The following is a 25,408-nucleotide window of genomic DNA, read 5'->3' as shown; positions in this document are numbered from 1 at the left end:
GCCGTTCAAACAGAGGTGAAGGGTGAGACCCATGGAGCCACAGCTGATAGTTCCCGTTCAGGAGATAGCGAGGGGAAGGCCCAAGTTTGGAATATGGGCCGTTGTGGGGGATAAGGTCTACTACATCAGAATGAAGGAGGGAACATGGGGCGACGCCCTGAACAGGGGACTCATGTACGGAGGGGCGAACCTCTCAATGTACGTCGCCTTCCAGGCGGGTCAGGAGTACCAGGAGGCCGTTGAGAGGTACCTCTCCTCCCTTGAGCTTCCGCCGGACTTCATAGAGCGCGCCGATGACTACGCGAGGGAGAGCGAGAAAAGCTTCGTGGCGAGGATTGAAGAGACCTCCGTAAAGCGCGGAAAGGGCTTCCTTGGCAACGAGGCCAACGGTCAGACCCCGGTCGAGCTTAAAGCCCCCAACGGCTCGGTGAAGTTCTACGTCCCCACGGAGACGTTTGAGAAGATAAAGCCCACGCTCCAGGCCCTGCCCTTCAGGGAGTACCGCGAGGCGAGGATTTGGATTTTTTAGAGGTTCTTTTTAATTTTTGAACTCCTCTCAATTGTTCTTCAGAATGATTCGGACAGAGCTTTTACGGGCAAAGGTTTTTAAATCCCTCCTCAATTCCCAACGCGAAGGGGCGGCTGGCGGGAGCTGGCCGTCACCGGGAGGTGGTTGTATGGCAAGGATGCACGCGAGAAAGAGGGGTAAGTCAGGCTCAAAGAGGCCTCCGAGGACCGCTCCGCCGACCTGGGTGGAGTACACCGCCGAGGAGGTTGAGGCTCTCGTTGTCAAGCTCAGGAAAGAGGGCTACAGCACCGCCATGATAGGAACGATTCTCCGCGACCAGTACGGCATACCGAGCGTCAAGCTCGTCACCGGCAAGAAGATAACCAAGATTCTCGAGGAGAACGGCCTCGCGCCCGAGATTCCCGAGGACTTGATGTTCCTCATCAGGCGCGCGGTCAACCTCAGGAAGCACCTCGAACAGCACCCGAAGGACAAGCACTCAAGGCGCGGTCTCCAGCTCATCGAGAGCAAGATTAGGCGCCTCGTCAAGTACTACAGGAGAACCGGAAAACTTCCGGCGAAGTGGCGCTACGACCCGGAGCAGGCAAAGCTCCTCGTTCGCTGACCCTCTCCTTCTTCTTCCTTGGTGATGCCCCGTGGACAGGGAAGCCTTTCTGGAGAGGGTTCGCGAGGGAGCCGAGCTTATTAAGATGCACATCGAGTTAGGTCACACCATAAGGCTAATCTCGCACCGCGACGCGGACGGGATTACCGCCGGCGCTATTCTGGCCAAAGCGGTGGCGAGGGAAGGCGGAAGTTTTCAGCTCAGCATCGTCAAGCAGGTCAGTGAAGAGCTCATCGACGAGCTCGCGCGGGAGAACAGGGAGATATACGTCTTCAGCGACCTCGGAAGCGGTTCCATAGAGCTCATTGAGAAGAAGCTCGACGGAACGGTTGTCGTTGCCGACCATCACCCGCCGGAGGGCGACTTTTCGAGCGAGTCCAAGGTCCTCGTAAACCCGGTTCCCTTCGGGGCCAACAGCGTCCGCGATTTGAGCGGTTCCGGCGTCGCCTACTTCGTCGCAAGGGAGATGAACGAGAAGAACAGGGATTTGGCCTACATAGCGACCGTTGGCGCGGTCGGCGACATGCAGGAGATAGACGGCACCTTCCACGGCCTCAACCTCGAAATCCTCGAGGACGGCAAGAAGCTCGGCATCCTTGAGGTCAGGAAGGAGTTAAGGCTCTTCGGCAGGGAGAGCAGACCACTCTACCAGATGCTCGCCTACGCGACCAATCCCGAAATACCGGAGATTACCGGCGACGAGAGGAAGGCAATCGAATGGCTCCGCGCGAGGGGCTTCGACCCGGAAGTCCACTACTGGCAGCTCCGCGAGGAGGAAAAACGGAAGCTCCACGAGGCCCTTCTCGTCCACATGATAAAGCACTCCGCGCCGAAAGAGGCCATCGACAGGCTCATCGGTGACGTCGTCGTCAGCCCGCTCTATCCCGAGGGCGACGTCAGGCACGAGGCGAGGGAATTCGCGACGCTCCTCAACGCGACCGGTCGCTTGAACGCGGGAACGCTTGGAGTGGCAATATGCCTCGGCGATGAAGACGCCTACAAGAAGGCCAGGAAGATGCTCGAGGACTACAAGAGGGAGCAGATAGAGGCGAGAAAGTTCCTGATTCAGAACTGGAGCATGGCCGAGGAAGGCGAGCACGCCTACGTCTTCTACGCCGGCAAGAACATCCGCGACACGCTCGTGGGCATAGTGGCAAACATGGCCATCAACGCTGGCCTGGCCAACCCCGAGAAGCCCGTCGTCGTCATAGCTGACAGCGAGGAGGACGAGAACCTCGTTAAGGCCTCAGCAAGGACAACCGAGAAAGCGCTCAAAAAGGGCTACCACCTCGGTGAGGCCCTGAAGGAGGTCGCCGAGAAGCTTGGAGGCGAGGGAGGCGGCCACGCCATTGCCGCGGGCATTAGATTCCCAAAGGGCAGGATAGACGAGTTCATAAAGCTGTTCAATGAAGCTCTGGCGAAGCAGGTGAAGAGCAATGAAGATTGAGGCGAACGTTGAGATACGGTGGCACTACGGCGATGAGCTCAGGGCAAGGGCAGTAGCGGAGGCGATAGAGGTCGACAACGAGGCCATGCCGGCGGAGCTAAAGAAAAGTTTAAATGTGCGAACCCGATGGGTTGATGGAGACGTCATAACAAAGGTTAAATACTCGGGTGAGATTGAGACACTCATCAAAGCGCTCGATGATTTGGTGTTTTCGGTCAAGGTCGCCGAGGAAATGACCGAAAAGGTGTGAATTGGAGGTGTTAAGATGGCAAGGGGTAACCCAAGGCGTAGGGCAGCCGCTACCAAGGATAAGTGGAAGATGAAAGAGTGGTTCGTGATTTACGCTCCGGAGTTCTTCGGAAGCAAGGAGATTGGCCTCACCCCGGCAGACGAGCCGGAAAAGGTCGTCGGAAGGGTTATCGAGACCACCCTTAGGGACCTCACCGGCGACTTCACCAAGAGCCACGTCAAGCTCTACTTCCAGGTTTACGACGTTAAGGGTCAGAACGCGTACACCAAGTTCAAGGGCCACACCCTCGCGAGGAGCTACATAAGGAGTCTCGTCAGGAGGAGAACCACTCGCGTTGACGGAATCTTCAACATCACCACCAAGGACGGCTACAAGCTCCGTGTTATGGGCATGGTCATAGCCTACAGGCGCATACAGACCAGCCAGGAGAGGGCCATAAGGAAGATAATGCAGGACATCATCTACAAGAAGGCCGAGGAGCTCAACTTCGCCGACTTCGTTCTCCAGTCCGTCAACGGTCAGATTGCCCAGGAGATTGCCAAGGAAGCGAGGAAGATATACCCGATTAAGCGCGCCGAGATTAGGAAGATTAAAGTCCTCGCCGAGCCGGAGGCCTGATGGCCTCCTGAAAAATCTCTTTTCTGGTCCCACTCTGGCAAATTACCCACGCGTTCCAAAAGGCTTATTAACTTGCACCCCTACAAGTAACTTGCGGGGGTGCAAGTTGTGCTGTTCTCACCCTACCCCAAGACCAAACGGGAGGAGCTCTTTGACAGAGATGAAGAGTTGAGAGAGATTAAACACGCCGTTGAGCGCGGGGAAAGGCTTATACTGCTGTTGGGCATCAGGAGGCTTGGCAAGAGCTCGCTCCTTAACGTCGCGCTCAACGAGCTTCCTTATCCTTCGGTGAAGGTTGATGTGAGGAAGACGTACTCCGAATATTCTTCCGTGAGCAGGTACGCGATAGGAAGGGCGATTGTCTCGTCTTTGGAAGGCAGACGTCGGCTTCTGGAGGAGCTCAAGGATTTTCTCTCAAGAATTCGCGGTATAGCCGTTTCGGGCTTGAGGATTGAGGTTTCCCCCAAAGGTTTCTCGCTCACGGAACTGCTCGAGGCCCTTAACGAGTATGGGGAGAGAAAAGGCCGGGTGATTATAGCCTTCGACGAGGCTCAGTACCTCAGGTTCGGCGGTGCGACGAGATACGATGGTATAATAGCCTACGCCGTGGACAACCTTGAGAACCTGACCTTCGTACTTACCGGTTCAGAGGTCGGTCTGCTCTTCGACTTTCTGAAGTTTCACGACCCTGAGGCACCTCTCTTCGGCAGGTACCACCACGACATCGAGCTCAAGAGGTTCTCGCCCGAGCTGAGTGAGGAATTCCTCAGAAAGGGCTTTGAGGAAGCAGGTGTCCCCGTGGGAGACGACGAGCTCAGAATGGCCGTGGGGGAACTCGACGGCATACCCGGCTGGCTTGCCCTCTACGGCTACATCAGAACAACCCGCAACCTTGGCCATGACGATGCCATCGCGGAGGTTCTGAAGGAAGCTAAGGCGGTAGTCGGCAGGGAGCTCTCAAGGCTGTTCTCGTACAGCCCGCGCTATCGGGTGATTCTGAAGGCGGTGGCACTCGGCTATTCCCGCTGGAGGGACATCAAGGACTACGTGACGATGAAGCTCGGCTACATAAATGACTCCAACTTCTCGGCGCTCCTAGAGAACCTCGTCAAGTCCGGCTACGTCGAGAAGACGGGGGGAGGGTATAGAATCCCAGACCCGGTTCTTGAGAGGGTTTTCAGGGAGCTTTGAAATCGAGAACCTTTTTAAAAGCCCTTCCAACTCCAGAGGGGGTGAGAGAATGAAGTTCCTCGTCAAGACCCAGCGCGACATGGAGGCCGTTGCCGGCAACTACATCAGGGAGGCAATCCCAGAGGCAGAGGTCTGGATTGCACCGATGGGCTACACGGGATTGGTTCTGGTCGAGGCTGATGAAAATGCCCTTGAAAAGCTTCTTGAGATTCCCGAGGTCGAGAGGGTAATCCCGGTTCTGGTCGAGACCGAGGCCGACCTCGATAGGATAGCCGAGAGCGCCGAGAAGATTGCACACCTCATCGGCGAGAATGAAACTTATGCCGTCAAAACCAAGAGGCGCGGGAAGCACGACTTCTCAAGCATAGACGTGAACCGGGTTCTCGGGGCCAAAATCAAGGAGCTCACCAACGCCGACGTGAACCTCAGCTGGCCCGACAAGGTCGTTCAGGTCGAGATAATTGGCGACAAAGCCTACATCTCCGTCCTTCCGGGAGAGGAGTACAGGAAGTACACTCCCGATAAGATTGACGCGAGGAAGCTCTTCAGGAAGCTGACGATAGTCCAGATGCCCTACTGGGGCGACTACAAGGCCTGCAGGAAGTTCGGAGAGAAGATTGGCAGAGCGGCACAGGCCTTCGAGGTCAAGGAGCTCATAATAGCACCCAAGGAGAAGATGGACGCCTTTGAGCTGATGGAGTTCCTGAGGGGCGTCAAGGCCGGCCAGGAGAGCCGCTACAAGATACAGCGCGAGGCGTACCCCTGGAAGGTTGAGAAGGTTCCCGTCTCGCTCTGGGACATCTACCAGGTGATTCGCGACAAGAGGAGGAACAAGAGACTGCTTATAATCACAGACCCGAAGGGGCCGACCCTGGCTGAGGTCAAAGATAAGCTCGCCAGGGACATGCACCACGCGAGGGAGGTGGTTGTCTTCATCGGCTCGCGTGAGGGAATCCCGCGCGGTCTGTTCCGGTTCGCTGACTACGTCGTCGACTTGGCCCCGTACATGACCTTTGCCACCGAGCACGGCATTCCGGCGACGCTCGTTTCCCTCTGGGAGGTTTACGAAGAGTTTCTGAGGGAGAACGAGAAGGGGGAGTGACCCCTTTCCTTTTTTCTGGCGTCAGACCCTAAGGTCGTCCTCACCGCTCGGGAATCCGCCGTAGTCATCATCCGCCGTCTAGGGTTCAGAGAAGAAGTTCTTAAAACTCACGAAAGGATGTAGAATATCCCCGCTCCGGCGAGGCCACCGAGCAGGCTCGCGAGGAAGTTCGTCGAGTTGTTGTCGGTGATTCCCCGGTTCTCAAGCGTCGCCCCGATAAGGCTGTCGAGGTTGACCCCTATGAAGCCCCCTATAAGAACCGCCACGAACATCTGAAGTTTGTGCTGGGTTAAGGGAAGGGCGAAGAGCACTATCACCAGGCAACCGAGGAGGGCGAAGAGCTCGCCGGCGAGCGAGATTGCGCCGTTGGTTCCCGGCTTCGCCGGCCTGAGGTTAGTTATCAGCCTCGGCCTTTTTCCAAAGACCTTTCCTAGCTCGCTCGCGAGTGTGTCGCCGTTAACGGTCGCTATCGCCGAGAAGGTCGCTGCCCAGAATGTGTCCATCATTGAGAGCTTCTCAAGGACGAGGAAGAGAACCACCGCGAGACCGTTGCCAATCACGTTGCCCCAGCTCCTCACCCCGCCGTTGGACTGGGCAACGCCCTTCTTCCGCTTTTCATCGTAGCGGTATTTGGTCGCCAAAACACCGAGGACGACGAACGTCAGGAGCGCGAGGAACGGGTAGATGCCACCGAGTTCAATGACAGCCAGTCCGAGAAGTGCAGCTGAAAGGGCACCCTTTCCGTCGAGGGCGCCGAGTTTGTAGGAACCAACGCCGAGCACTGCAACGACTGCAACGTCGGTGATGAGCCTTTCGAGCATCCCTGACACCTGGGCTGAATTATGGATGGGGTTTATTACGCTTTCCCCTTACGAAGTGGAAGAAAAATCAGAGGGCTTCAAACTTGACGGTCTCAGTGACAAAGGTTATGTCGAGGTGCTCTATGCCCGGTATCTTCTTGGTGACCTCGGCGATAATCTTCTCAAGCTCCCTCATGTCCTTCGGGCCGATTATGTGCAGAACCAAGTTGTGGGAACCGAGGGCGCGCTGGATTATCTTGACGTTCTCGTCCTCCTTGAGGGTCGCGATGAGCTCACCGACGTCCACGTCAGGTCTAACGGTAACACCAAGGATAACATGAATGTAACCGAGGGCATCGTAGTTCGGTATGACGGTGTACTTGAGTATAACCCCGTTCTGCTCAAGCCTGTTCATCCTCCTCGAAATCCTCTGCCTGGTCGTGCCGAGAAGCTCGGCAAGCTCCTTGTAAGTGAGACGGGCGTTCTTGGCGAGCAACTTCAAAATCCGAAGGTCAACAGCGGTTATTTTATCGCTCATCCGCTCACCTCCGTTTTAGTTACTGGGAAAGTTTGCCAACACCTATAAAAATATTTCGTTCTCAAAAACTTTTTCGGGTCATTCGGTTATTCTAAAGCGCCAAAGCTGGGGTAATCCTGAGGAAAAATGTAGAACAGGATGTTAAAATGAAGGGCGTTTACTCCCTGGTAATTACCGAGTTTTCGAACCTACTGATTTGGAATCTCTGAACCGGTATTTCTTAACGCTCAGCTTGAGGGCTTCCCCCGCGTCTATCCCGTAGTGGTTGGCTATGCAGAGGATGGCGAACAGAACATCGCCGAGCTCCTCGCGGAGTTTTTCCTCGTCAGCCTTTCCCTTGATTCCCTCGTAGCCAAGCATTGCGTCTGCCAGCTCTCCCAGCTCCTCCATTAGGGCCGCGAGCATCTCAAAGGGACCCCAGTATCCGCCGAGCTCCTGGATTAGCTCATCCACGAGCTTCTGCCATTCATTCACCCAAGAGCTCCCCCCTGACCTTGGCAAGGTACTCCTCGATAACGTCACGCTTCGCCCTGTAGAAGCGCATCCTTCCCTCTTTCCGCTCCTCAACGAGTCCGAGGGACTTGAGCGTCCTCAGGTGGTGGCTTATGAGGGTCTGGTCCTGCTGAAGCGCCTCGGAGATGAGGCAGACGCAGAGCCACTGGTCGCGAAGGAGCTTCAGAATCGCAAGCCTGAGCGGGTTCGATAGAACCTTGAGGAACTTAACGGCATCCTCGTTAACTTTTGGCTCTATCTCAGCCTCCAGTTCCGGGATTCCACACCTCTCGACGCACCGCATAACGGTCTTCTTCTGCCTTTCGTCGAGCCTCTCAAAGAGCTCCCTGACCTTCACGTGCATCACCGAGAAAGAATAACGCCAGGGGGATTAATAAAACTTTTCATATGAAACTTAATCCACAACCTCAATGGGCAACTCAACGCCGTCGCTCGAGTAGGCCCTTACACTATCTTCCGTGAAGGGCCAGGCTATTATGAGATGAACCCCGCCGAACTTCGAGAAGAATTCCAAATCGCCCTCGGACGGCCAAGGAGCCGGGCTCGGGTGCGAGTGAACCGTTCCTTTAATGCTCTCGTCGTAGGGGAGCATCCACGTGTCGAAGAATATGCTCCTCGGCCCAGCATGCGGGTTCGGGGCTATCAAGACCTCCTCGAAGATTCCATCCTTCTCCCTCAGGAAACCCGCGAACTCGTTTGGGTAGGCGTTTCTCGCGAGCTGGAGAAGGTACTCGAGGAGCTCGCGTCTAATCCTTACCTTCATGCTTCCACCTCAAAAGGGAAAGAATCAGAGGACGGCGATGCACTCAATCTCGACCTTAACGCCCTTGGGCAGGTTGGCCACTTCAACGACAGCCCTGGCGGGCTTCGCCTTTGAGAAGAACCTCTCGTAGACCTCATTGAACTTTGGATAGTCGTTGATGTCGCTGAGGAAGGCGGTAACCTTGACCACGTTCTCAGCGTTTCCCCCTGCTTCTTCAACTATCGCCAGCATGTTCCTTATGGCCCTCTCGGCCTGCTCCTCGATGGTTTCGCCGACTATCTCTCCGGTCTCTGGGTCAATCGGTATCTGGCCGGAAACGAACAGGAACTTTCCGCCCTCGACCAGTATCGCCTGGCTGTAGGGCCCTATCGGCTTGGGGGCCTTCTCCGTGTAGACAACCCTCTTCTCCATCTCAATCACCTCCGTCAGCGAAGCGAAGATTCCTCATCGTTTCCTCGGGTGTCCTCGGCCTCATCATCCTTTCTTTTCGAGGTACTTTTCGAGGGATTTGGCGGGAACGTCAAGGTTGAGGCCGATTTTATCGAGCGCCACCCTGAGGGCGTAAACCCTCGCGTGCTCCTCGAAGGGCTCGTCCGCGTAGAGTGAAGGCTCGAACGCCTCGTAAACCTCTATGACCTTTGGAATGTCCGATTTCTTGACCTTCTTGAAGGCCGAGAACTCCTCCTCGATTCCCCCTACGTCTATGTCCGCGTAAACGGGGAGCTTGAGGGTAACGGTTTCGTTTATGCTCGCGAGCAGTCTCGCCACGTCGAGCATCGGGGTCTTCTCGTCTATGATGAGCCTCTTGACGACTATCCAGCGTCCGTGCTTGGCTGTAAAGTTGACGTGCTCATCCTCGAAGGGGAACTCCACGTCAACGCCTTCGAGGATTCCTTCAGGGTAATCAATGGGGACAAGGGGCCTGAGCGTTTCCCTGACGAGGTAGGCCTTGGCAACATCCACGAGGAGCTTCCTGAGCTTCTTGTCGGTCTCGTTCACAAGGTTGCCGAGCTTCCTCGCGGTTCCGGGGGACTTGAGGGCAACGACGGTATCGGCCAGTGAGCTCTTCCTGAGCTCCTCGGCGAGCTTCCTTATGCCTTCAACGTCTACTGCATCGCTCAGGTAGCCGCCAATCCTCGCGTTGACCGTGTTTGAAACTCCGGCCAAAAAGTGCGCTATCCCCTCGTTCTCCATGTCGGTCAGCTTTTTGGCGACGCTCCAGTCCCCGTGTTTGGCCGTGAACGCAACGTGCTCCTCAACCTTCATACTCTCACCTGAGTTGAGTTCTCGTCCAGGCTTTTATCTTTTTCCACCGCCGTCGAAAAAGGTTATAAATCGCCCGGTTCATTGGGTCTTAGAGATGAGAGAGGGAAAGGAGATGGGCGAGGAGGAGATGGTTAAGGAAAAACCCCTCCCGCGCGAGTACGGGGAAAAACTGGACCTTGGCGTCGAGTTTGAGACGACCGAGGAAATCAAGGTTCCCGAGAAGCTCATAGACCAGGTCATCGGGCAGGACCACGCGGTTGAGGTCATAAAAACCGCCGCAACCCAGAGGAGGCATGTCCTCCTAATCGGCGAACCGGGAACGGGCAAGTCCATGCTCGGCCAGGCGATGGCGGAGCTCCTTCCAACAGAGAACCTCGAAGACATTCTCGTTTTCCCGAATCCAGAAGACGAGAACATGCCCAAAATCAAAACTGTTCCGGCGTGCCAGGGTAGGAGGATAGTCGAGAAGTACCGCGAGAAGGCAAAGAGCCAGGAGAGCATGAAGTCCTACATACTGCTCTTCGTCATGTTCACCGTCATGTTCGCCCTCTTCCTGCAGTTCACGGCAACGACGCTCCTCATGGGAATCTTCGTCATAATCCTCACCATGATGGCGCTCTCGAACATGCGCTTCAGGAACACCGTCCTCGTTCCCAAGCTCCTCGTTGACAACTGCGGAAGAACCAAGGCCCCGTTCATAGACGCAACGGGAGCGCACGCAGGTGCACTGCTTGGAGACGTAAGACATGACCCGTTCCAGTGCTTTAGCGGAAATGAGAGCGTTGTTATCAGGGAAAACGGCAAGGTCAGGGCCGTAAAGCTCAGGAACTTCGTCGAGAATGCCCTGAAAAACCCGTCGGGTGAAGGAATGGACGGAGACGTCAGGGTAATCTACCACGACTTCAGGGATGAGAACGTTGAAGTCCTCACCAGAGAAGGCTTCACAAAGCTCCTCTACGCCAACAAGAGGGTTGGAAAGCAGAGGCTGAGGAGGATAGTCAACCTTGAGAAGGACTACTGGCTCGCCCTAACCCCCGACCACAGGGTCTACACCCCCAGCGGGCTCAAAGAAGTCGGGGAGCTCACAGAAAGGGACGAGCTCATCAGTGTTCCTGTTGTGGTGCTCGACGAGTTCGGGATAGCCAGAACCTACGGTGAGGAGGACAAGCTGAGGGACTACTTCCGCTGGATGGAGCACCGCGAGAGGACAGGCCACGGCTACAAGAGGGCCTCGAAGGAGCTCGGAATAAAGGCGAGCACCCTCCGCTGGTGGGAGAAGGGGGCAAAGCCAAAATCCCTCAAGATGGCGGAGGAGCTCAAGGGGCTCGGCCTCCTACCCCTAAGAAGCGACGACGAGAGGCTTGAGAAGGTCGCCCTCCTGATGGGGGCGCTCTTCAGCGACGGCAACATCGACAGGAACCTCAATACGTTGAGCTTCATCTCAAGCGAGAAAGAGGCCGTTGAGAGGTTTGTTGGGGCACTCAAGGAGCTCTTTGGCGAATTCGACTACGAAATCAAGGAGAACAGGGAGGCAAAGGGCAGTAGCGTTCTCTTCAGGACTTGGGACAGAAGGATTATACGGTTCTTCGTGGCCCTCGGTGCTCCAGTCGGCAACAAGACAAGGGTCAGGCTTGAACTCCCGTGGTGGGTCAAGCTCAGGCCATCGCTGTTTTTGGCCTTCTTCGACGGCTTTTACAGTGGCGACGGCAGCGTTCCGAGGTTCGCCCGCTACAAGGACGGCATAAAGTTCAACGGAACGCTTGAAGTGGCACAGCTTACGGAGGAGCTCGACAACAAGCTGCCGTTCTTCGAGGAGCTCGCGTGGCACCTCGGCCTCCTTGGAATAGACGCCAAGGTCAGGGTTGATGAAGCAAGGGGCAAGCACAAGGTCAGGCTCATCCTGTCGCAGTCCATAGACAACGTTCTCACGTTCCTTGAGTTTGTTCCGATAAGCCTCTCCCCAGCGAAGAGGGAGAAGTTCATCGCCGAAGTTGAAAAGTACCTGAACGAAGCGGGCGATTCGAGACACGCCGACAGGCTCGACGAGCTCAGGAAATGGTTCGAGCGCGTGAAGAAGGGCGAGAGGAGGGCCTTCATCGAGACGTGGGAGGAAGTTGAGGTAACTTACAACCTGACGACGGAGAAGGGCAACCTAATAGCCAACGGCCTCTTCGTCAAGAACTCCGGAGGCCTTGGAACCCCGGCCCACGAGCGCGTTGAGCCGGGAATGATACACCGCGCCCACAAGGGCGTCCTGTTCATAGATGAGATAGCCACGCTGACCCTCAAGATGCAGCAGAGCCTTCTCACCGCGATGCAGGAGAAGAAGTTCCCGATTACTGGTCAGAGCGAGCTCTCAAGCGGTGCCATGGTGAGGACCGAGCCGGTTCCCTGTGACTTCATACTGGTTGCCGCCGGAAACCTCGACACGATAGAGAAGATGCACCCCGCGCTCCGCTCGAGGATTAGGGGCTACGGTTACGAGGTTTACATGAGAACCACGATGCCGGACACGATAGAGAACAGGAGAAAGCTCGTCCAGTTCGTTGCCCAGGAGGTAAAGCGCGACGGCAAGATTCCGCACTTCACCCGCGAGGCCGTTGAGGAAATCGTTCGCGAAGCTCAGAAGAGGGCCGGCAGGAAGGGCCACCTAACGCTACGCCTCCGCGACCTCGGCGGTATAGTGAGGGCCGCCGGAGACATCGCGATAAAGAAGGGCAAGAAGATTGTCGAGCGGGAAGACGTTCTTGAGGCCCTCAAGCTCGCCAAGCCCCTTGAAAAGCAACTCGCGGACTGGTACATCGAGAGGAAGAAGGAGTACCAGGTCATAAAGAGCGAGGGGAGCGAAATCGGTCGCGTCAACGGCTTGGCAGTTATCGGCGAGGAGAGCGGTATCGTCCTGCCGATTGAAGCGGTTGTTGCTCCCGCCGCGAGCAAGGAAGAAGGAAAGATAATCGTCACAGGAAAGCTCGGAGAGATAGCGAAGGAGGCCGTTCAGAACGTCTCGGCCATAATCAAGCGCTACAAGGGCGAGGACATCAGCAGGTACGATATTCACGTCCAGTTCCTCCAGACCTACGAGGGCGTCGAAGGTGATTCGGCGAGCATAAGCGTTGCCACCGCCGTCATCTCGGCCCTTGAGAACATTCCGATAAGGCAGGACGTTGCAATGACGGGCTCGCTCAGCGTTCGCGGTGAGGTCCTGCCGATAGGCGGTGCGACGCCGAAGATTGAAGCTGCCATAGAGGCCGGCATAAAGAAGGTCATAATCCCCAAGGCCAACGAGAAGGACGTCTTCCTGAGCCCGGACAAGGCCGAGAAAATAGAGATTTACCCGGTCGAGCGGATTGACGAGGTGCTTGAGATAGCCCTCGAGGACTCGCCGGCCAAGGACGAGCTCCTCAGAAAGATTCGCGAGACCCTTCCACTCGCCCACTGAGCGGTCTTTTCTACTTTTCGTTTCTCCCCCTCTTGGAATTCACATCCGTGTCCAGTAATGCTTAAAAAACGTCCCATCTACGTTACCCACGGGGGTGAGCTAATGCTCAAAGTTGAGAACCTTCACGTGAACGTTGAGGACAAGGAGATACTCAAGGGGGTCAACCTCGAGGTCAAACCCGGCGAATTCCACGTCATAATGGGGCCCAACGGGAGCGGTAAATCAACTCTCGCCCTGACGATATCGGGTCACCCAAAGTACGAGGTCAGGAACGGAAGGATTCTCTTCGAGGGCGAGGACATAACCGAACTCGGCCCGGACGAGAGGGCCAAGCGCGGGATTCTGCTGGCCTTTCAGGTTCCGCCCGAGGTCGAGGGCGTTAGGATAATTGACTTCCTCCAGCAGGTTCTGGTTGAGCTCAAGGGACTCGACCCGGTGGAGGCCTACGACCTTATAGTTGAGAAGGCGAAGGAGCTGTGGTTCAAAGAGGAGGATTTGCACCGCTACGTGAACGTCGGCTTCTCCGGCGGCGAGAGGAAGAGGCTTGAGCTCCTCCAGGCGGTTCTCATTGAGCCGAAGCTCCTGATTCTGGACGAGCCCGACAGCGGTGTTGACGTTGACTCGCTCAGCGTAATCAGCAGGAAGATTGAGGAGCTCCACGAGAGGGGAACCGCGATACTCCTGATTACCCACTACGGCAGAATCCTCGAGCACATCGACAAAAACAGAATCACCGCCCACGTCATGAAGGACGGCAGGATTGTGAGGACCGGCGGGGGAGAGCTCGTTGACAGGATAGACAGAGAAGGCTTCGCCGGAATCTTCGAGGAGGTGGGAGCATGACGGAAACGATAACCATGAGCGATGCCAAGGCTATAATCGAGAACCAGATTGAGGAGCTCGCGAAGAGGAACAGGGAACCGGAGTGGATGACGAGGATAAGGTACAAGGCGTTAGAAGCGTTCGAGAGGGCCCCGCTGAACGACCCGGTCATAAGCGAGGAGGAACTGCTCCAGTTCATAGCAAAACCGGAAGTCGAGGGCCTGTCAGAGAACATCGAGAGCCTCGACGACCTACCACCGGAGATGAAGGCTCTCCTCGACAGGCTTGGAATCAGCGAGGTCGAGCAGAAGTACATAGCCGGCTTAGCGGTTCAGACCGACACCGGGGTCATCTACAACCAGTTCCTCCAGGAGTGGGCCAAGAAGGGCTTGATAGTCCTTCCGACCGAGGAGGCGGTGAGAAAGTATCCCGACCTCGTCAAGGAGCACTTCCTCAAGCTCTTCCGCGTTGACGAGAGCAAGCTTACGGCCTATCACACTGCCGTGTGGAACGGTGGAATCTTCCTCTACGTCAAGGAGGGCCTCAAGGTTCCGTTTCCGCTCCACCTGTTCTTCCTGATTCAGGAGAGCGCACTGGCCCAGGCACCGCACATAATCATAATCGCCGAGAAGAACACGGAGTTCCACCTCATAGAGGGCTGTACCGCTCCAATTCTCGTCAAGCACTCGCTCCACCTCGACATGACGGAGGCGTACTTCCACGAGGGAGCGAAGGGCCAGCTGACCGTTCTGCAGAACTGGCCGGAGTACGTCCACACGAGGCCCATGACGAGGGCAAAGATAGGAAAGGGGGCGCGCTTCATAAACACCACCGTCGGCCTCGGAACCGGCAAGAGCAACGTCGCAAATCCGAAGTACTGGGTGGAGGAGAACGGCTACGTCGAGCTGAACGGTATCTTGCTCGGCCAGAAGGACTGGTTCGTGGACCTTGGGGGCGAGATGTACCTCCAGGGCAAAGGCGCCGGGGGAATAAACGCGAGCAAGGCCGTCATAATGGACGAGAGCACGGTGATAACGCGCGGAATTATAAGGGCAGAAGCACCAAAGACGAAGGGCCACATAAGCTGTGATGCCCTGCTCCTCAGCGACAAGGCCACGATGGAGACCTATCCCGGGCTGGTCAGCAAGGTTGACGACGCCGAGCTGAGCCACGAGGCAGCGATAGGCAAGATACGCGAGGAGGAGCTGTTCTACCTCATGAGCAGGGGACTCGACGAGGAGAAGGCGACACAGCTCATAGTCAAGGGCTTCCTCGAACCGATGCTCAAGGACATCCCGATGGAGTTCCTCGTCGAGATAAGGAAGATAATAGAGCTAGCGGTCAGCGGGGGCATGTGAGCTCCAATTTTTCACCATTTCAACGAGCTCCCACAGGTCTTTTACGTAGTAGTCCGCTCCCGGGACTTTTTCAAAGCGGACGACGTTCACCGTCTTTATACCCGCGTTTTTTCCAGCCAAAACGTCGTTGGAGCTGTCGCCAACGATTAGAACCTCCTCCGGCTTCAGGCCAAGGGCATTGAGGGCCTTTTTGATTAGGTACGGGTTGGGCTTAACGCCGTCGAGATAGCGGTAATCCTTTCCAAAGATTACGTCGAAATACTTATCGAGGCCAAAAGCTTTCAGAACGAGCTCAGTGTTGTCCTGGGAGGCGTTGCTGACCGCCCCCATCTTCAGTCCGAGTTTTCTCAGCTCCTCAAGGGCCCCAACGTCCGGAAACGGCTTGATTTTCCCCTCACGAAGGAGCCTCTCACGGTAAGCCCTGTTGGCTCTGTCCATGGCCTTCCAGAACTCGACGTGGCCTATTCCAAAGCGCTCAACGTAGGTTCGCGAGAGTTCGCCCTTAACAATCCGCCTGAATGTCTCCCAGTCGAGAACCACGCCGAGTTTTTCCATCGCAGGTCTTCCGACCTCCTCATACCAACGTCTCAGGTTGTAACCCTCATAGTAGACGAGAGTCTCGTCAACATCAAAGATTAGACCTCGAAGCATCACGACCCCCAGAGAAGTTGGAAGAGAGGGTTTAAAGGCCTAATCCTCGAGCCTCTTTAGAAGGGCAAACTCCCTCGGGTCCCAGGCGAGCTCGTCGGTGACGAGGTAAACCCTGCCCCCCATGAGAATCGCGTAGTCGCGAACGTCGTTTAGGAACTTTATCAGCGCGTTGAAACCGTTGTGGAGCGCTAGGTACTCGGGACAGGCTATGACAATTGCCTTATCGGGGTCACCTTTAAGGCTTGCCACGATGCCCTCAAGGATTCTGTGGAGCTCCCTTGGGCCAAAGAAGCCCCTCGCGGCGCTCACGGTCACGAGCTCCCATCCCCGAGGAACCCTTGAGCCAGCCCTGCCAACGACGACGGCCCTCTCCTCTGGAACTTCTTTGATGGAGCGGACTATTTTAAAATGGCCGATTCCGGGCCTGTCCACGAGGGCCCCCGCGAGAAGGGGAGCGAGCGCCTTCAGCATTTTCCCACCGTCCAGTTTTGGGAGCTGGAGTTTATATCCCTTTTTTGTAAGTGGTTATGTAGGTGCGCCCTCAGTCAAGGCCGATGTCATCACGCGTCAGCCGGTTAATCCATCGTCATCGGAGCTAATGAATAAAAGATGCAAAATTTAAAAACCTGTTGGAACTCAGAAGAGCTCCTCGAGCTTGACGTCAATCTTGTCCGGGTTGAACGGCAGAACGTGCCTGGTCGTCTTCGGCGAGAAGACCTCACCGCGTTTGACGAGCTCCATGACGTCCTCTTTCGTCGGGGCCTTCCTGATGAAGACGTAGTCAATCTCGCCCTTGGCCATGTCTTCCCTTGCGTCCTCCTTGAGGCCGTAGTAGATGAGCTCAATTTTGCCCTCAACGCTCATCTCATCGAGGACCTTGCTGACCTTCTTCTGCTCTTCAAGACCTCCGGGAATCGCGAAAACCTTCTCGCCGACGATGGCGAAGGCAATCTCACCGCGCTCGGCCTTTTCCTCGGCCTCGGGGTCCTCAACGACCTCAAGGCCCTCCCTCTTGAGCCTCTCGATGACCTCATTGAGGTCGCCCTTGAAGGCCGGGTACCAGGTGTAGACTTTAACGTCGTCGCTGAAGTAGTCGAGTATGACTGAAGGAGCCCTCTTCGCGCCGAGCTTCTGAAGGCCGGCCCAGCGGTGGTGGCCGTCAACGATAAGGTACTCGTCCGTTCCCGGAATCTTCGCGAGGAGCATCGGCTTCCAGAAGAGGCCACTTCCCGTGACGCTCTCGATGAAGGCCTCAAGCTCCTTCTGGACGAGCTGCTCGTGGGGCTTCATCTTGTCAAGCTCGATAAAAACGTAGTCCACCTTGACCGTCGGGATGTCGTACTTCGGAACCTTTTCAACTCCCATTCTCAAACCCCCCATGACTATGCAGATGAGAATCGAACCGCTCAATAAAAAGGCTTTCCGTTGAAAACTCCAACACTTTTATGGAGATTCGTAGGACTCATCCGAAAAACTCGAAAAATCTATCGGGATAAGGGTTAAAACCCCGAAGGCTTATTCAACTTCAATGCGGAACGTTGCCGAACTGCCCCTCCACGGCGGCCATGTTCCCGCGTGGCTCGCTCAGAGGATGAGGAAGCTGACGAGACTAGTTCTAATACTCGCCGTTGACGAGTACGGCACGAAAGGCCTCCTCGAGAGGCTCTCCGACCCGGTCTGGTTCCAGGCCTTCAACAACCTCATCGGCATGGACTGGGACTCCTCGGGCTCGACGACGGTGACGGTGGGCATGATAAAGGAGGCCCTCTCGCGGGAGGAGCTTGGCGTTAAGGTGGCAGGTGGCAAAGGGAAAGCAAGCAGAAGAACGCCGGAGGAGCTGAAAACCATAGCGGAGCGCTACGAACTCGACCCGGAACCCTACATCCGAACGTCCCGGCTCGTCGCGAAGGTTGACACCGTTGCCTTTCAGGCAGGTTATCAGCTCTACCACCACGCCTTCTTTCTCGATGAAGAGGGCAACTGGGCGGTGGTACAGCAGGGAATGAACGAGAAAGCCAAACTCGCGAGGCGCTACCACTGGTTTGACGCCGAAACATTCACCCTCGACCCCCACAAGGCGATAGCGGGAATCCGCGCCGAGTTGGCCCTCAACACGGTTTCAAATGACTCCAGGGAGTTTCAGAAGACGCTCCTCGACCTCGTGAGCGAGGGGCCGGAGAAGGTGGCGCGCGAGGTTGAGACGATAAAGGCCATCGCAAAGGGCTACCGCCCGCTGGTGTACTACCGCCCGAGGGACGTCGATGAGAGGGTCATTTTAAAGCGCTACGAGAGCCTTGGGAAGCTGGAGCTCAACGCGAGAGCCCTTGAATTCGCGAGGGAGCTGGGCGTCGGGAACTACGAGGAACTTCTTCTCCTCAAGGGGCTCGGGCCGAGCACGCTGAGGGCACTTTCGCTCGTGGTCGAGCTGGTCTACGAGACGCCCCCGAGCTGGAAGGACAGGGTGACGCACCCGCCGGACCCCTTCAAGTTCACCTACGCCGTTGGCGGAAAGGACCGCGTTCCGTTCCCGGTCGAGAGGGGAACCTACGACGACCTAATTTCATTCCTCGAGAAGCTCGTCGAGAGAAACCGCGAGGAGAGAGCAATCGTTAGAAACGTCGCGAAGATTACCAAGAACTGGAAGTTTCCCAGCGAGGAGAAAACTCCAACCCCCTAGATATACCTCAACGTCCATATCAGCACTTCGATGTTCATCTTTTCGTCCAGGTAAGGTTATAAACATTGGCGAGAAGGAAGAGCGGTGAGGTTCATGGCGCTGAGCGACAGACTCGAACTCGTCAACCCTTCTGAGATTAGAAAGCTCTTCGACCTTGCCCAGGGCGTTGAGGGTCTCATATCACTTGGAATCGGCGAACCGGACTTTGACACGCCGGAGCATATAAAGGAGTACGCCAAGGAGGCCCTTGACAAGGGCATGACGCACTACGGCCCGAACGCAGGCCTGCCGATGCTCCGCGAGGCTATAGCGAGGAAGCTCAAGGAGCAGAACGGCATCGAGGCCGACCCGAAGAGCGAGATAATGGTGCTCGTTGGGGCGAACCAGGCTTTTATTATGGGCCTTGCAACGTTCCTCAAGGACGGGGAAGAAGTCCTCATCCCGAGTCCCATGTTCGTCAGCTACGCTCCGGCCGTTATTCTCGCCGGAGGAAAACCGGTTGAGGTCCCGACCTACGAGGAGAACGAGTTCCGCCTTTCCGTTGACGACCTTGAGAAGCACGTGAGCGACAAAACCAGGGCGCTCATCATAAACACCCCCAACAACCCGACCGGCGCGGTTCTGACCAAGAAGGACGTTGAGGAGATTGCAGACTTCGCGGTTGAGCACGACCTCATCGTCTTCAGCGATGAAGTTTACGAGCACTTCGTCTACGACGGCGTCAAGAACCACAGCATAGCATCTCTCGACGGCATGTTCGAGCGCACGATAACCATAAACGGATTCTCCAAGACCTTCGCCATGACCGGCTGGCGCCTCGGCTTCGTCGCGGCCCCGGCTTGGATAATCGAGAAGATGACCCGCTTCCAGATGTACAACGCCACCTGTCCGGTTACCTTCGTCCAGTACGCCGCCGCGAAGGCCCTCGAGGACGAGAGGAGCTGGAAGGCGGTCGAAGAGATGAGGAAGGAGTACGACAGGAGGAGGAACCTCGTCTGGAAGCGCCTCAACGAGATGGGCCTTCCGACGGTTAAGCCCAAGGGAGCGTTCTACATATTCCCGAGGATTAGGGACACGGGCTTAACTGACAAGGAGTTCAGCGAGCTGATGCTGAAGGAAGCCAGGGTCGCGGTCGTTCCGGGCTCGGCCTTCGGAAAGGCCGGTGAGGGGTACATAAGGATAAGCTACGCAACAGCTTACGAGCAGCTTGAGGAAGCGATGGACAGGATGGAGAAGGTTTTGAGGGAGAAAAAGCTCGTTTAATCTCCAAAAATCCCCCTGCTTCTCTTTATTATTATCTCAACGACTCTGTCAACGTTTCTCGCACCGAGTATGTTCATGACGTCAACGTAGCCAAGCTTGACCTTCTGGAGACCGCCCCCCTCATCGTAATAGTTGAGCAAGGTATCACCGTTCTCAATCGTCACCCAGTAGCCCCCACCGGTCTTAGCAAGACGTTTGTTTATTTCATCTAAAAACTTCTTTCTGTGCCTCGAAATCCGCTCCCTGACCTCACGGGGAATTACATCATCACTGAGGTGAATCATCCGCAGGTAGGCACTGAATGTTGCCCAATCGGCGGGACTGGGGCCTTTTTCAAGCCTTTGAAGGAGAGGATAGTTATCAACCACCATCAGGCGCTGAATGTCCCTTCTTAGCTCTCTCAAATCAGCCCTGAGGCGCTTAACCGTCTCCTCGGGCAGCTTCACCCTCATCGCTTCCACAACTACCACCGCGTGGGGGTTGAGGTAATTTGTTATAACCTTTCTTTATGTAGGTGTTGAACGGGCGACAGACTTTATGATTATCAAGTGGTAGTTTCCAAATTACCACTAAACAGGACCCAAAGTAAATGGGAAGAATGACGAACACTTCAGAGGGACTTCAGTTCAACGTTAATGACATTATCGGCCAAGATTATTTCTGCATAGTACCCTCTGAAGAGCGGGCCTGGGTTCACGATTACCGTTTTCCCAACATGGTCAACGCTCCTCGCCTCGTGGATGTGGCCCGTGATGACAAGCGGCGGCTGGTTCTCCTCGATGAACTCTCTGAGGGCCCTGCTTCCGACGTGAAGGCCGGAATGGACGAGGTCAGCCTTCGTGTCCCTCGGCGGAACGTGGGAGAGAATTATATCGCCGGGGCGGTAGTTCCTCAGCAGGATTTCTCGAATTTCATCCTCAGTGAGCTCCCAGATTGTGTTGAAGGGCGTTATGTTTGAACCCCCAACTCCGACGAAGCCAACTCCGTTGAGCTCTCTCCTCCTGTCGTGAACCCAGATTCCGAGTTCGTCGAGCAACTCCGGAACGTCCCTGCCGTCGCAGTTGCCGTGAACCGAGAGTATCGGAACGCCCGTCTCAAGGAGGGGCTGGAGAACCTTCCTGGCAGTTTCGGCTCCCGAAAAGTGAGTTATGTCGCCCGCTACTAGGAGGATATCCGGCTTCTCCTCTGCAATTAGCTCGGCGAGCTTTCGGCTCATCTTCACATTGCCGTGAAGGTCTGTTATCGCGACGAGCCTCATCCCCTTCACCCCCGTAACCGGGAAGACTGAATGCGCTTAAGCTTTACTTCGCTGATTGACGAAATGAACTTTGGCGTTCACCGAAAACCTTATAAGGTTTAGGGCCCCCTAATGGAGTAGGTGATACCATGGAGAGGGTTAAGTCAATCCTCCAGAGGAGGCTTGAGGTCGTTAAGAAGAGGAAGGAGCTCCTCGTCCTTGAGGAGGCAAGGCTCGTCAGGATGGCCAAACAGAAGAAGAACGTTGCCGTTAAGCTCGCGAAAGTTAAGAGCGAGAAGCTCGCCATAATGGAAGAGGAAGCCAGACTTCTCAGAGCCCTGAAGCAGAGCGCTCCCTACTGACTTCTAAACTTTTGGACTCCAGAACAGTAGAAGAAAAGAGGAATTCAGAAAACGTTCAGCTTGTCGTCGAGAATCATCTTCTGTATCTTGGTTATGTTGGCGAGCCACTCGTCGGCAATCTCGTAGGCCGGCTTCTGGAGAACGTCAATTGAGTAGCCCTTCTTCGGGATTATCTGGACGCTGGCGACGAGGGGCTCGTCAATGGGCTTTCCTATCTGGCTCAGAATCCTGACGTAGACCTCCTCGACGCCCTCGACCTGCTCGGCGATGTCGTTGGCTATGAGCATCGAGAGGAGGTTGTAAATCTTTCCAACGTGGCTGACGGGATTCTTACCGGCCGCGGCCTCCATGCTCATGTGCCTGTTCGGGGTGATGAGGCCGTTGACGCGGTTTCCTCTACCAACGCTACCGTCGTCGCCTGCCTCGGCGCTCGTTCCGGTGACGGTGATGTAGTAGATTCCGTTCTTCGGGTCGTCGGCGGTGTTGACGTAGATGTTGACCTTCCTCTCAGTGTGGGCCTCAACTATCTCCTTGGCCTTCTGGTAGATGGCCTCCTTAACGGCCATGTACTCGTCGGGGTTCGCGACCTCGCTGTCAACTATTGCTGCCGCTATGGTGAGGTCAATCTCGTCGCCCTTCCTAAGGCCCATGACCTTGATGTCCTCGCCGACGGCCGGCCACTCCTTCTTGAACTCGTCGCTGTTGAGAACCTTCTCGGTCTCGAGGACTATCTTCTCGGTCTCGCTGAGCGGGGCGTAGCCGACACCGAAGCTGGTGTCGTTGGCGAGCGGAATCGGGTTCTCCTTGGCCTTGTTGAAGACTCCAACGAGGTCAACGCTACCCTGTCCTATGCGGGAGTCAATAATGACGTGGTTCTCGACGTCGAGGTGCCTGACGGCCTTCTTGAGGTAGTCCTTCGCGGCCTTTATCGCTATCTCGTGAACCGGGAAGAACTCACGGTCAACCATCTCGACGGCCCTTCCGGAGAGGAGGATGTAAATCGGCTTGATGACCTCACCGCCGCCGAACTGCGGGTAGGCCCTACCTCCAACGACCTCGACCTGGTCGGTGTTGTGGTGGAGGATTATGCCGTATCTCTTGATGTACTCCCTGCTGAGGGCCCTGCTGACGGCCTCGGCTATACCATCGGCTATGCTGTCGGGGTGGCCGATGCCCTTCCTCTCGACGAGCTCGACCTCCTGCATCTCGACCGGAGTCCTGACGAGCTCCTCAACGACGATGTTCCTAACCTTCTCAGCCATGAGCGTCACCACCTTTCCTTTTAGCAAAGCCGGGTCAGGTGAACTACTTATATAATTTTCGGCATGAATTAGGAAAACTAACATTCCTGAGAGTTATTAACTTCGAAAGTCTTAAAATTTTGGCCGAAGAATTTTCTACGACGGTCCCGCCCGGTTGGCCCGCCGGACGGAGTGGGCTGAGCCTTCGATGAAGTCCCGTGGACGATGCCGGGCGGACAGGGCCCGCCTCCTCCGGACCGCCGGAGACTGGCGACGCCTTCGATGATGGTGGGGGATGGGTCGGGCCCACATTTTTAAGTCCGTTCTCCAACTTCCTCTGGTGGGAACATGGAGATAGAGGCGATAATCGAGTCAGTTAGAAAGGTTCTTGATGAGAAGGATTCCCTGAGGGAAGAGGCGCTCAAGGTCACGAGGGAAATAGTGAGACTCAGCGGGGACGCCGTCAAAGCCGTCCACCGGAACGACTTAAACCTTGCGGAGGAACGGTTGAGCGAAGCCGGAAAGCGGGTGAACTTGCTGAGGGAGACGCTGAAAAACCACCCGGACCTCTACTACTCCGGCTACGTTCAGACCGCCCACCAGGAGTTCGTTGAAGCGTCCCTCCTCCTCAGCTACGTTCGCGGAAGGCCCTATCCAACTCCAGGTGAGCTCGGTGTTCCCGAGGCGGACTACGTTCTCGGCGTTGGGGACTTCATAGGTGAGCTCAGGAGGTACTTCCTCCACAGGCTCCTTGAGGGAGACCTCGACACCGCGGAGACGGTTTACCGCGAGATGGAGAGGGTTTACAACGCCCTCATAACGCTTGAGTATCCAAAGGGGCTTGTTAACGTGAGACAGAAGCAAGACCAGGCCCGCTACGCCCTGGAGAGAACCCTTGAGGACCTCACGAGGGCCAAGCTCAACAGGAGCCTTGAGGAGAAACTTGAGAAGGCCCTAAAGAATGACTGAATTAAAGGATTACCTAATTACCGAAAAACTCAAAAAGATAGCCGAGCTCCAGAGGAGGCTCTCAAGAAGGATAGTCGAGAGACCACTCGACCTCAGCAGGGTGAAGACCGTCGGGGCGGTTGACGTCTCCTACAGGGAAGATGATGCGGTCTCGGCCCTCGTAATATGCACCTTTCCAGAGTGCGAGCCAATCGAGACGAGAACGGTTAGGGTCAGGGTAGCTTTTCCTTACATCCCCACTTATTTCTTCCTCAGGGAGACGATGCCCGTTTTGAGGGTCGTCAAAAACGCGGACTTCGACGTTCTTCTTGTTGAGGGCCACGGGAGGGCGCACCCGAGGGGCTACGGGCTGGCCTCCCACATCGGACTAATCCTCAGAAGGCCCGTCATTGGCGTGGCGAAGAGACCGCTCCGCGGTGTGCCGGAGAACCTCTACGAAAGGGTAGGAAAAGCTTATGTAAGCGTCGGACATCTGGTCGATTTGAGGTCGGCGGTTGAAGTCGTGAAGGCACTTGGTGAAGGCTATCCAAAACCGCTCAGGATTGCCGATAAGCTCTCGAAGGTGAGAAGATGAAGAACATAAAACTCCTCGTTTCCCTCGCGAGAAGGGGAGCGGTAGGAAAGATGACAAGGGTTACTGTAAGGGAGCTCGCGGACGAGCTTGAGGTCTCACCTCAAACCGTTTTGAGGCTCCTCAGGGAGATGGAGGAAGAGGGATTAATCGAGAGAAACGTGGAGGGTAAAAAGACACTCATAGAGGTAACACCGGAGGGGGCAAGCTTCCTTCAGAGGCTCTGCGACGAGATTTCAAAGGCCCTTTCGACCGGCGTAATTGTCGGGGAGGTTGTTTCAGGCCTCGGGGAGGGTGCCTACTACGTCAGGCAGTACGCGCCTCTGATTAGGGAGTACCTTGGATTTGAGCCCTATCCCGGAACGCTGAACGTCCGAGTTCTCTTTCCGAAGACGGTCTTCGATGCCCTCTGCAACGCGAGGCCCGTTATAATCCCCGGTTTTACCAAGGAGGGAAGGACCTTCGGCGACGTCAAGGCTTACCGCGTGAGGATTGACGGCGTTGAGGGGGCGATTGTGGTACCCTCGAGAACGGTTCATCCCCCAAAGATTGCCGAGATAGTGGCACCGGTAAACCTGAGGAAAAAGCTCGGCCTCAACGACGGCGACAGGATTAGGATTGAGGTGGTAGAATGAAGGTCAACGTAGGGGCAACTCTAACGTTTGCAGGGGTTGGTGCGTTCTTCGGTTTTCTCCTGGCGGTCTTCGCCTACGGGCCCTACGAAAACCAGCTCTTCGCATACGGAATTTACGTGGGTCTCATCATTGGAGCCGTTCTCGGCCTGAGGGCCGACGAAGAATGGGAATTCAGGACTTCGGCCGTTTCTTTCGTCCTCGGCGCGGTTGTGACGCTCGCCCTCGCCCTCTGGTGGGCGAACAGGGGAATAAACGCGACCTTCGCCAACGTAATGCTTGGAATCGTCCTCGGAACGAGCCTCTTCATCAAGCCCACGAACTTCACGGACGCCCTTTTAAGCCCCGCGACGTACCTTGGAGGGGCGTCTGCGGTGTTGCTCCTCCTGAAAGACTACGGCCCCCTGCAGTCGGTGGAGCACGGAGTTACCGCGATACTCATCGTCACCGGCAGTGCGATGGCGCTCACCTTCTTTGGAGCGCTCGGCAGGTGGGGCTTCGAGAAGTTCAGGAACTTCGGCAAGAAAGGCAAGTAGCAACGCTTAAATATGCTCATTGATAACCT

30 protein-coding genes are annotated in these 25,408 nt (G+C 56.0%); 17 read left to right on the top strand and 13 right to left on the bottom strand.

Translation table 11 applies throughout. The features are described 5' to 3' along the window. Window positions 1–22: 22 nt before the first annotated feature. The 7 genes from BD01_RS02335 to BD01_RS02305 all read left to right on the top strand — a co-directional run bounded on the left by BD01_RS02335 (window position 23) and on the right by BD01_RS02305 (window position 5,741). Window positions 23–529: a hypothetical protein gene (locus tag BD01_RS02335; protein WP_156927372.1), complete on the top strand. Its 507-nt coding sequence runs from the start codon at window positions 23–25 to the stop codon at window positions 527–529. Between the two features lie 148 nt (window positions 530–677). Then, on the top strand, window positions 678–1,133 hold the full coding sequence (locus tag BD01_RS02330) for a 30S ribosomal protein S15 (RefSeq protein WP_042689525.1): 456 nt from the start codon (window positions 678–680) through the stop codon (window positions 1,131–1,133). 31 nt (window positions 1,134–1,164) lie between these two features. Beyond that, window positions 1,165–2,580: a DHHA1 domain-containing protein gene (locus BD01_RS02325; protein WP_042689523.1), complete on the top strand. Its 1,416-nt coding sequence runs from the start codon at window positions 1,165–1,167 to the stop codon at window positions 2,578–2,580. Further along, complete coding sequence (locus tag BD01_RS02320; protein ID WP_042689520.1) at window positions 2,570–2,830, top strand: KEOPS complex subunit Pcc1; 261 nt, start codon at window positions 2,570–2,572, stop codon at window positions 2,828–2,830. The genes BD01_RS02325 and BD01_RS02320 overlap by 11 nt, the downstream gene beginning before the upstream one ends. Window positions 2,831–2,845: 15 nt before the next feature. Beyond that, window positions 2,846–3,448, top strand: coding sequence for a 30S ribosomal protein S3ae (locus BD01_RS02315; RefSeq protein WP_042689519.1), 603 nt, complete (start codon window positions 2,846–2,848; stop codon window positions 3,446–3,448). A gap of 108 nt (window positions 3,449–3,556) precedes the next feature. Next, window positions 3,557–4,639, top strand: coding sequence for an AAA family ATPase (locus tag BD01_RS02310; protein WP_042689517.1), 1,083 nt, complete (start codon window positions 3,557–3,559; stop codon window positions 4,637–4,639). Between the two features lie 49 nt (window positions 4,640–4,688). Beyond that, window positions 4,689–5,741, top strand: coding sequence for an SPOUT family RNA methylase (locus tag BD01_RS02305; RefSeq protein WP_042689516.1), 1,053 nt, complete (start codon window positions 4,689–4,691; stop codon window positions 5,739–5,741). A gap of 107 nt (window positions 5,742–5,848) precedes the next feature. Here the strand turns inward: BD01_RS02305 and BD01_RS02300 are convergent, their stop codons facing one another. The 7 genes from BD01_RS02300 to BD01_RS02270 all read right to left on the bottom strand — a co-directional run bounded on the left by BD01_RS02300 (window position 5,849) and on the right by BD01_RS02270 (window position 9,621). Beyond that, entirely contained in the window at window positions 5,849–6,562 is a 714-nt protein-coding gene (locus BD01_RS02300) for a DUF92 domain-containing protein (RefSeq protein WP_042689514.1), read from the bottom strand. 67 nt (window positions 6,563–6,629) lie between these two features. Then, window positions 6,630–7,079, bottom strand: coding sequence for an Lrp/AsnC family transcriptional regulator (locus BD01_RS02295; protein ID WP_042689512.1), 450 nt, complete (start codon window positions 7,077–7,079; stop codon window positions 6,630–6,632). Window positions 7,080–7,250: 171 nt separating this feature from the next. Next, complete coding sequence (locus BD01_RS02290) at window positions 7,251–7,553, bottom strand: MazG nucleotide pyrophosphohydrolase domain-containing protein (RefSeq protein WP_042689510.1); 303 nt, start codon at window positions 7,551–7,553, stop codon at window positions 7,251–7,253. Further along, complete coding sequence (locus BD01_RS02285) at window positions 7,546–7,929, bottom strand: ArsR/SmtB family transcription factor (protein ID WP_042689508.1); 384 nt, start codon at window positions 7,927–7,929, stop codon at window positions 7,546–7,548. Before BD01_RS02285 ends, BD01_RS02290 begins: the two co-directional genes overlap by 8 nt. Before the next feature lie 57 nt (window positions 7,930–7,986). After that, window positions 7,987–8,355 carry a Mov34/MPN/PAD-1 family protein gene (locus BD01_RS02280; RefSeq protein ID WP_042689505.1) on the bottom strand — a complete coding sequence of 123 codons (369 nt, stop codon included), beginning with the start codon at window positions 8,353–8,355 and terminating at the stop codon, window positions 7,987–7,989. Between the two features lie 24 nt (window positions 8,356–8,379). Beyond that, complete coding sequence (locus BD01_RS02275) at window positions 8,380–8,766, bottom strand: RidA family protein (protein ID WP_042689504.1); 387 nt, start codon at window positions 8,764–8,766, stop codon at window positions 8,380–8,382. 63 nt (window positions 8,767–8,829) lie between these two features. Continuing rightward, a complete protein-coding gene (locus BD01_RS02270) occupies window positions 8,830–9,621 on the bottom strand; it encodes a DUF2666 domain-containing protein (RefSeq protein WP_042689502.1) in 792 nt (263 codons plus the stop codon). 112 nt (window positions 9,622–9,733) lie between these two features. Here BD01_RS02270 and lonB point away from each other — a divergent pair, with 112 nt between their 5' ends. From lonB to BD01_RS02255, 3 genes are all read left to right on the top strand, one after another. Next, a complete protein-coding gene (gene lonB / locus BD01_RS02265; protein ID WP_042693108.1) occupies window positions 9,734–13,060 on the top strand; it encodes an ATP-dependent protease LonB in 3,327 nt (1,108 codons plus the stop codon). Between the two features lie 102 nt (window positions 13,061–13,162). Continuing rightward, on the top strand, window positions 13,163–13,903 hold the full coding sequence (sufC, locus tag BD01_RS02260) for a Fe-S cluster assembly ATPase SufC (protein WP_042689501.1): 741 nt from the start codon (window positions 13,163–13,165) through the stop codon (window positions 13,901–13,903). Next, window positions 13,900–15,240: an SUF-like minimal system protein SmsB gene (locus BD01_RS02255; protein ID WP_042689498.1), complete on the top strand. Its 1,341-nt coding sequence runs from the start codon at window positions 13,900–13,902 to the stop codon at window positions 15,238–15,240. Before sufC ends, BD01_RS02255 begins: the two co-directional genes overlap by 4 nt. Here BD01_RS02255 and BD01_RS02250 read toward each other — a convergent pair. The 3 genes from BD01_RS02250 to serK form a co-directional block, all read right to left on the bottom strand. Then, the gene (locus BD01_RS02250; RefSeq protein ID WP_042689495.1) at window positions 15,217–15,891 is read right to left on the bottom strand and encodes an HAD family hydrolase; all 675 of its coding nucleotides are present in this window, start codon (window positions 15,889–15,891) and stop codon (window positions 15,217–15,219) included. The genes BD01_RS02255 and BD01_RS02250 overlap by 24 nt on opposite strands. A gap of 39 nt (window positions 15,892–15,930) precedes the next feature. Further along, window positions 15,931–16,362, bottom strand: a complete 432-nt coding sequence (locus BD01_RS02245) for a DUF835 domain-containing protein (protein WP_042689494.1) — start codon at window positions 16,360–16,362, stop codon at window positions 15,931–15,933. Between the two features lie 165 nt (window positions 16,363–16,527). Continuing rightward, window positions 16,528–17,256 carry an L-serine kinase SerK gene (gene serK / locus BD01_RS02240; RefSeq protein WP_042689492.1) on the bottom strand — a complete coding sequence of 243 codons (729 nt, stop codon included), beginning with the start codon at window positions 17,254–17,256 and terminating at the stop codon, window positions 16,528–16,530. A gap of 163 nt (window positions 17,257–17,419) precedes the next feature. Here serK and BD01_RS02235 point away from each other — a divergent pair, with 163 nt between their 5' ends. Both BD01_RS02235 and BD01_RS02230 read left to right on the top strand, forming a co-directional pair. Further along, window positions 17,420–18,568, top strand: a complete 1,149-nt coding sequence (locus tag BD01_RS02235) for a DUF763 domain-containing protein (protein WP_042689491.1) — start codon at window positions 17,420–17,422, stop codon at window positions 18,566–18,568. 93 nt (window positions 18,569–18,661) lie between these two features. Then, window positions 18,662–19,831: a pyridoxal phosphate-dependent aminotransferase gene (locus BD01_RS02230; RefSeq protein ID WP_042689489.1), complete on the top strand. Its 1,170-nt coding sequence runs from the start codon at window positions 18,662–18,664 to the stop codon at window positions 19,829–19,831. On the opposite strand, the gene BD01_RS02225 is transcribed toward BD01_RS02230, so the two are convergent. Then, complete coding sequence (locus BD01_RS02225; RefSeq protein WP_042689486.1) at window positions 19,828–20,292, bottom strand: hypothetical protein; 465 nt, start codon at window positions 20,290–20,292, stop codon at window positions 19,828–19,830. The two genes, BD01_RS02230 and BD01_RS02225, sit on opposite strands and share 4 nt — an antisense overlap. 149 nt (window positions 20,293–20,441) lie before the next feature. Then, window positions 20,442–21,089 (bottom strand): metallophosphoesterase, encoded by a 648-nt coding sequence (locus BD01_RS02220; RefSeq protein ID WP_042689484.1) that lies wholly within the window; start codon window positions 21,087–21,089, stop codon window positions 20,442–20,444. Between the two features lie 128 nt (window positions 21,090–21,217). On the opposite strand from BD01_RS02220, the gene BD01_RS02215 reads away from it, so the two are divergent. Then, on the top strand, window positions 21,218–21,430 hold the full coding sequence (locus BD01_RS02215; protein ID WP_042689481.1) for a hypothetical protein: 213 nt from the start codon (window positions 21,218–21,220) through the stop codon (window positions 21,428–21,430). Between the two features lie 44 nt (window positions 21,431–21,474). Here BD01_RS02215 and BD01_RS02210 read toward each other — a convergent pair whose 3' ends face one another. Then, window positions 21,475–22,692 (bottom strand): methionine adenosyltransferase, encoded by a 1,218-nt coding sequence (locus tag BD01_RS02210; protein WP_042689478.1) that lies wholly within the window; start codon window positions 22,690–22,692, stop codon window positions 21,475–21,477. Between the two features lie 327 nt (window positions 22,693–23,019). On the opposite strand from BD01_RS02210, the gene BD01_RS02205 reads away from it, so the two are divergent. The 4 genes from BD01_RS02205 to BD01_RS02190 are packed head-to-tail and all read left to right on the top strand — an operon-like array spanning window position 23,020 to window position 25,379. Next, entirely contained in the window at window positions 23,020–23,640 is a 621-nt protein-coding gene (locus tag BD01_RS02205; protein WP_042689475.1) for a translin family protein, read from the top strand. Next, complete coding sequence (locus tag BD01_RS02200) at window positions 23,633–24,214, top strand: endonuclease V (protein WP_051482151.1); 582 nt, start codon at window positions 23,633–23,635, stop codon at window positions 24,212–24,214. The genes BD01_RS02205 and BD01_RS02200 overlap by 8 nt, the downstream gene beginning before the upstream one ends. After that, window positions 24,211–24,846, top strand: coding sequence for a DUF120 domain-containing protein (locus tag BD01_RS02195; RefSeq protein WP_042689473.1), 636 nt, complete (start codon window positions 24,211–24,213; stop codon window positions 24,844–24,846). The genes BD01_RS02200 and BD01_RS02195 overlap by 4 nt, the downstream gene beginning before the upstream one ends. Then, window positions 24,843–25,379, top strand: a complete 537-nt coding sequence (locus tag BD01_RS02190) for a hypothetical protein (RefSeq protein WP_042689471.1) — start codon at window positions 24,843–24,845, stop codon at window positions 25,377–25,379. The genes BD01_RS02195 and BD01_RS02190 overlap by 4 nt, the downstream gene beginning before the upstream one ends. Window positions 25,380–25,408 lie beyond the last annotated feature (29 nt).

Source organism: Thermococcus nautili, assembly GCF_000585495.1.
Classification (GTDB): Archaea; Methanobacteriota_B; Thermococci; order Thermococcales; family Thermococcaceae; genus Thermococcus; species Thermococcus nautili.
Note: the sequence above shows the minus strand (reverse complement) of the source record. Positions and strands in the feature narration are given on the sequence as shown.

Coding starts and splice junctions, on each gene's coding strand:
- BD01_RS02200 (WP_051482151.1), top strand. CDS start 23,633: ATGACTGAATTAAAGGATTACCTAATTACCGAAAAACTCAAAAAGATA.
- BD01_RS02270 (WP_042689502.1), bottom strand. CDS start 9,621: ATGAAGGTTGAGGAGCACGTTGCGTTCACGGCCAAACACGGGGACTGG.
- serK (WP_042689492.1), bottom strand. CDS start 17,256: ATGGGAGTTGAAAAGGTTCCGAAGTACGACATCCCGACGGTCAAGGTG.
- BD01_RS02330 (WP_042689525.1), top strand. CDS start 678: ATGGCAAGGATGCACGCGAGAAAGAGGGGTAAGTCAGGCTCAAAGAGG.
- BD01_RS02205 (WP_042689475.1), top strand. CDS start 23,020: ATGGAGATAGAGGCGATAATCGAGTCAGTTAGAAAGGTTCTTGATGAG.
- BD01_RS02220 (WP_042689484.1), bottom strand. CDS start 21,089: ATGAGGCTCGTCGCGATAACAGACCTTCACGGCAATGTGAAGATGAGC.
- BD01_RS02320 (WP_042689520.1), top strand. CDS start 2,570: ATGAAGATTGAGGCGAACGTTGAGATACGGTGGCACTACGGCGATGAG.
- BD01_RS02215 (WP_042689481.1), top strand. CDS start 21,218: ATGGAGAGGGTTAAGTCAATCCTCCAGAGGAGGCTTGAGGTCGTTAAG.
- lonB (WP_042693108.1), top strand. CDS start 9,734: ATGGGCGAGGAGGAGATGGTTAAGGAAAAACCCCTCCCGCGCGAGTAC.
- sufC (WP_042689501.1), top strand. CDS start 13,163: ATGCTCAAAGTTGAGAACCTTCACGTGAACGTTGAGGACAAGGAGATA.
- BD01_RS02305 (WP_042689516.1), top strand. CDS start 4,689: ATGAAGTTCCTCGTCAAGACCCAGCGCGACATGGAGGCCGTTGCCGGC.
- BD01_RS02300 (WP_042689514.1), bottom strand. CDS start 6,562: ATGCTCGAAAGGCTCATCACCGACGTTGCAGTCGTTGCAGTGCTCGGC.
- BD01_RS02230 (WP_042689489.1), top strand. CDS start 18,662: ATGGCGCTGAGCGACAGACTCGAACTCGTCAACCCTTCTGAGATTAGA.
- BD01_RS02190 (WP_042689471.1), top strand. CDS start 24,843: ATGAAGGTCAACGTAGGGGCAACTCTAACGTTTGCAGGGGTTGGTGCG.
- BD01_RS02275 (WP_042689504.1), bottom strand. CDS start 8,766: ATGGAGAAGAGGGTTGTCTACACGGAGAAGGCCCCCAAGCCGATAGGG.
- BD01_RS02255 (WP_042689498.1), top strand. CDS start 13,900: ATGACGGAAACGATAACCATGAGCGATGCCAAGGCTATAATCGAGAAC.
- BD01_RS02295 (WP_042689512.1), bottom strand. CDS start 7,079: ATGAGCGATAAAATAACCGCTGTTGACCTTCGGATTTTGAAGTTGCTC.
- BD01_RS02315 (WP_042689519.1), top strand. CDS start 2,846: ATGGCAAGGGGTAACCCAAGGCGTAGGGCAGCCGCTACCAAGGATAAG.
- BD01_RS02280 (WP_042689505.1), bottom strand. CDS start 8,355: ATGAAGGTAAGGATTAGACGCGAGCTCCTCGAGTACCTTCTCCAGCTC.
- BD01_RS02195 (WP_042689473.1), top strand. CDS start 24,211: ATGAAGAACATAAAACTCCTCGTTTCCCTCGCGAGAAGGGGAGCGGTA.
- BD01_RS02210 (WP_042689478.1), bottom strand. CDS start 22,692: ATGGCTGAGAAGGTTAGGAACATCGTCGTTGAGGAGCTCGTCAGGACT.
- BD01_RS02245 (WP_042689494.1), bottom strand. CDS start 16,362: ATGCTGAAGGCGCTCGCTCCCCTTCTCGCGGGGGCCCTCGTGGACAGG.
- BD01_RS02235 (WP_042689491.1), top strand. CDS start 17,420: ATGCGGAACGTTGCCGAACTGCCCCTCCACGGCGGCCATGTTCCCGCG.
- BD01_RS02250 (WP_042689495.1), bottom strand. CDS start 15,891: ATGCTTCGAGGTCTAATCTTTGATGTTGACGAGACTCTCGTCTACTAT.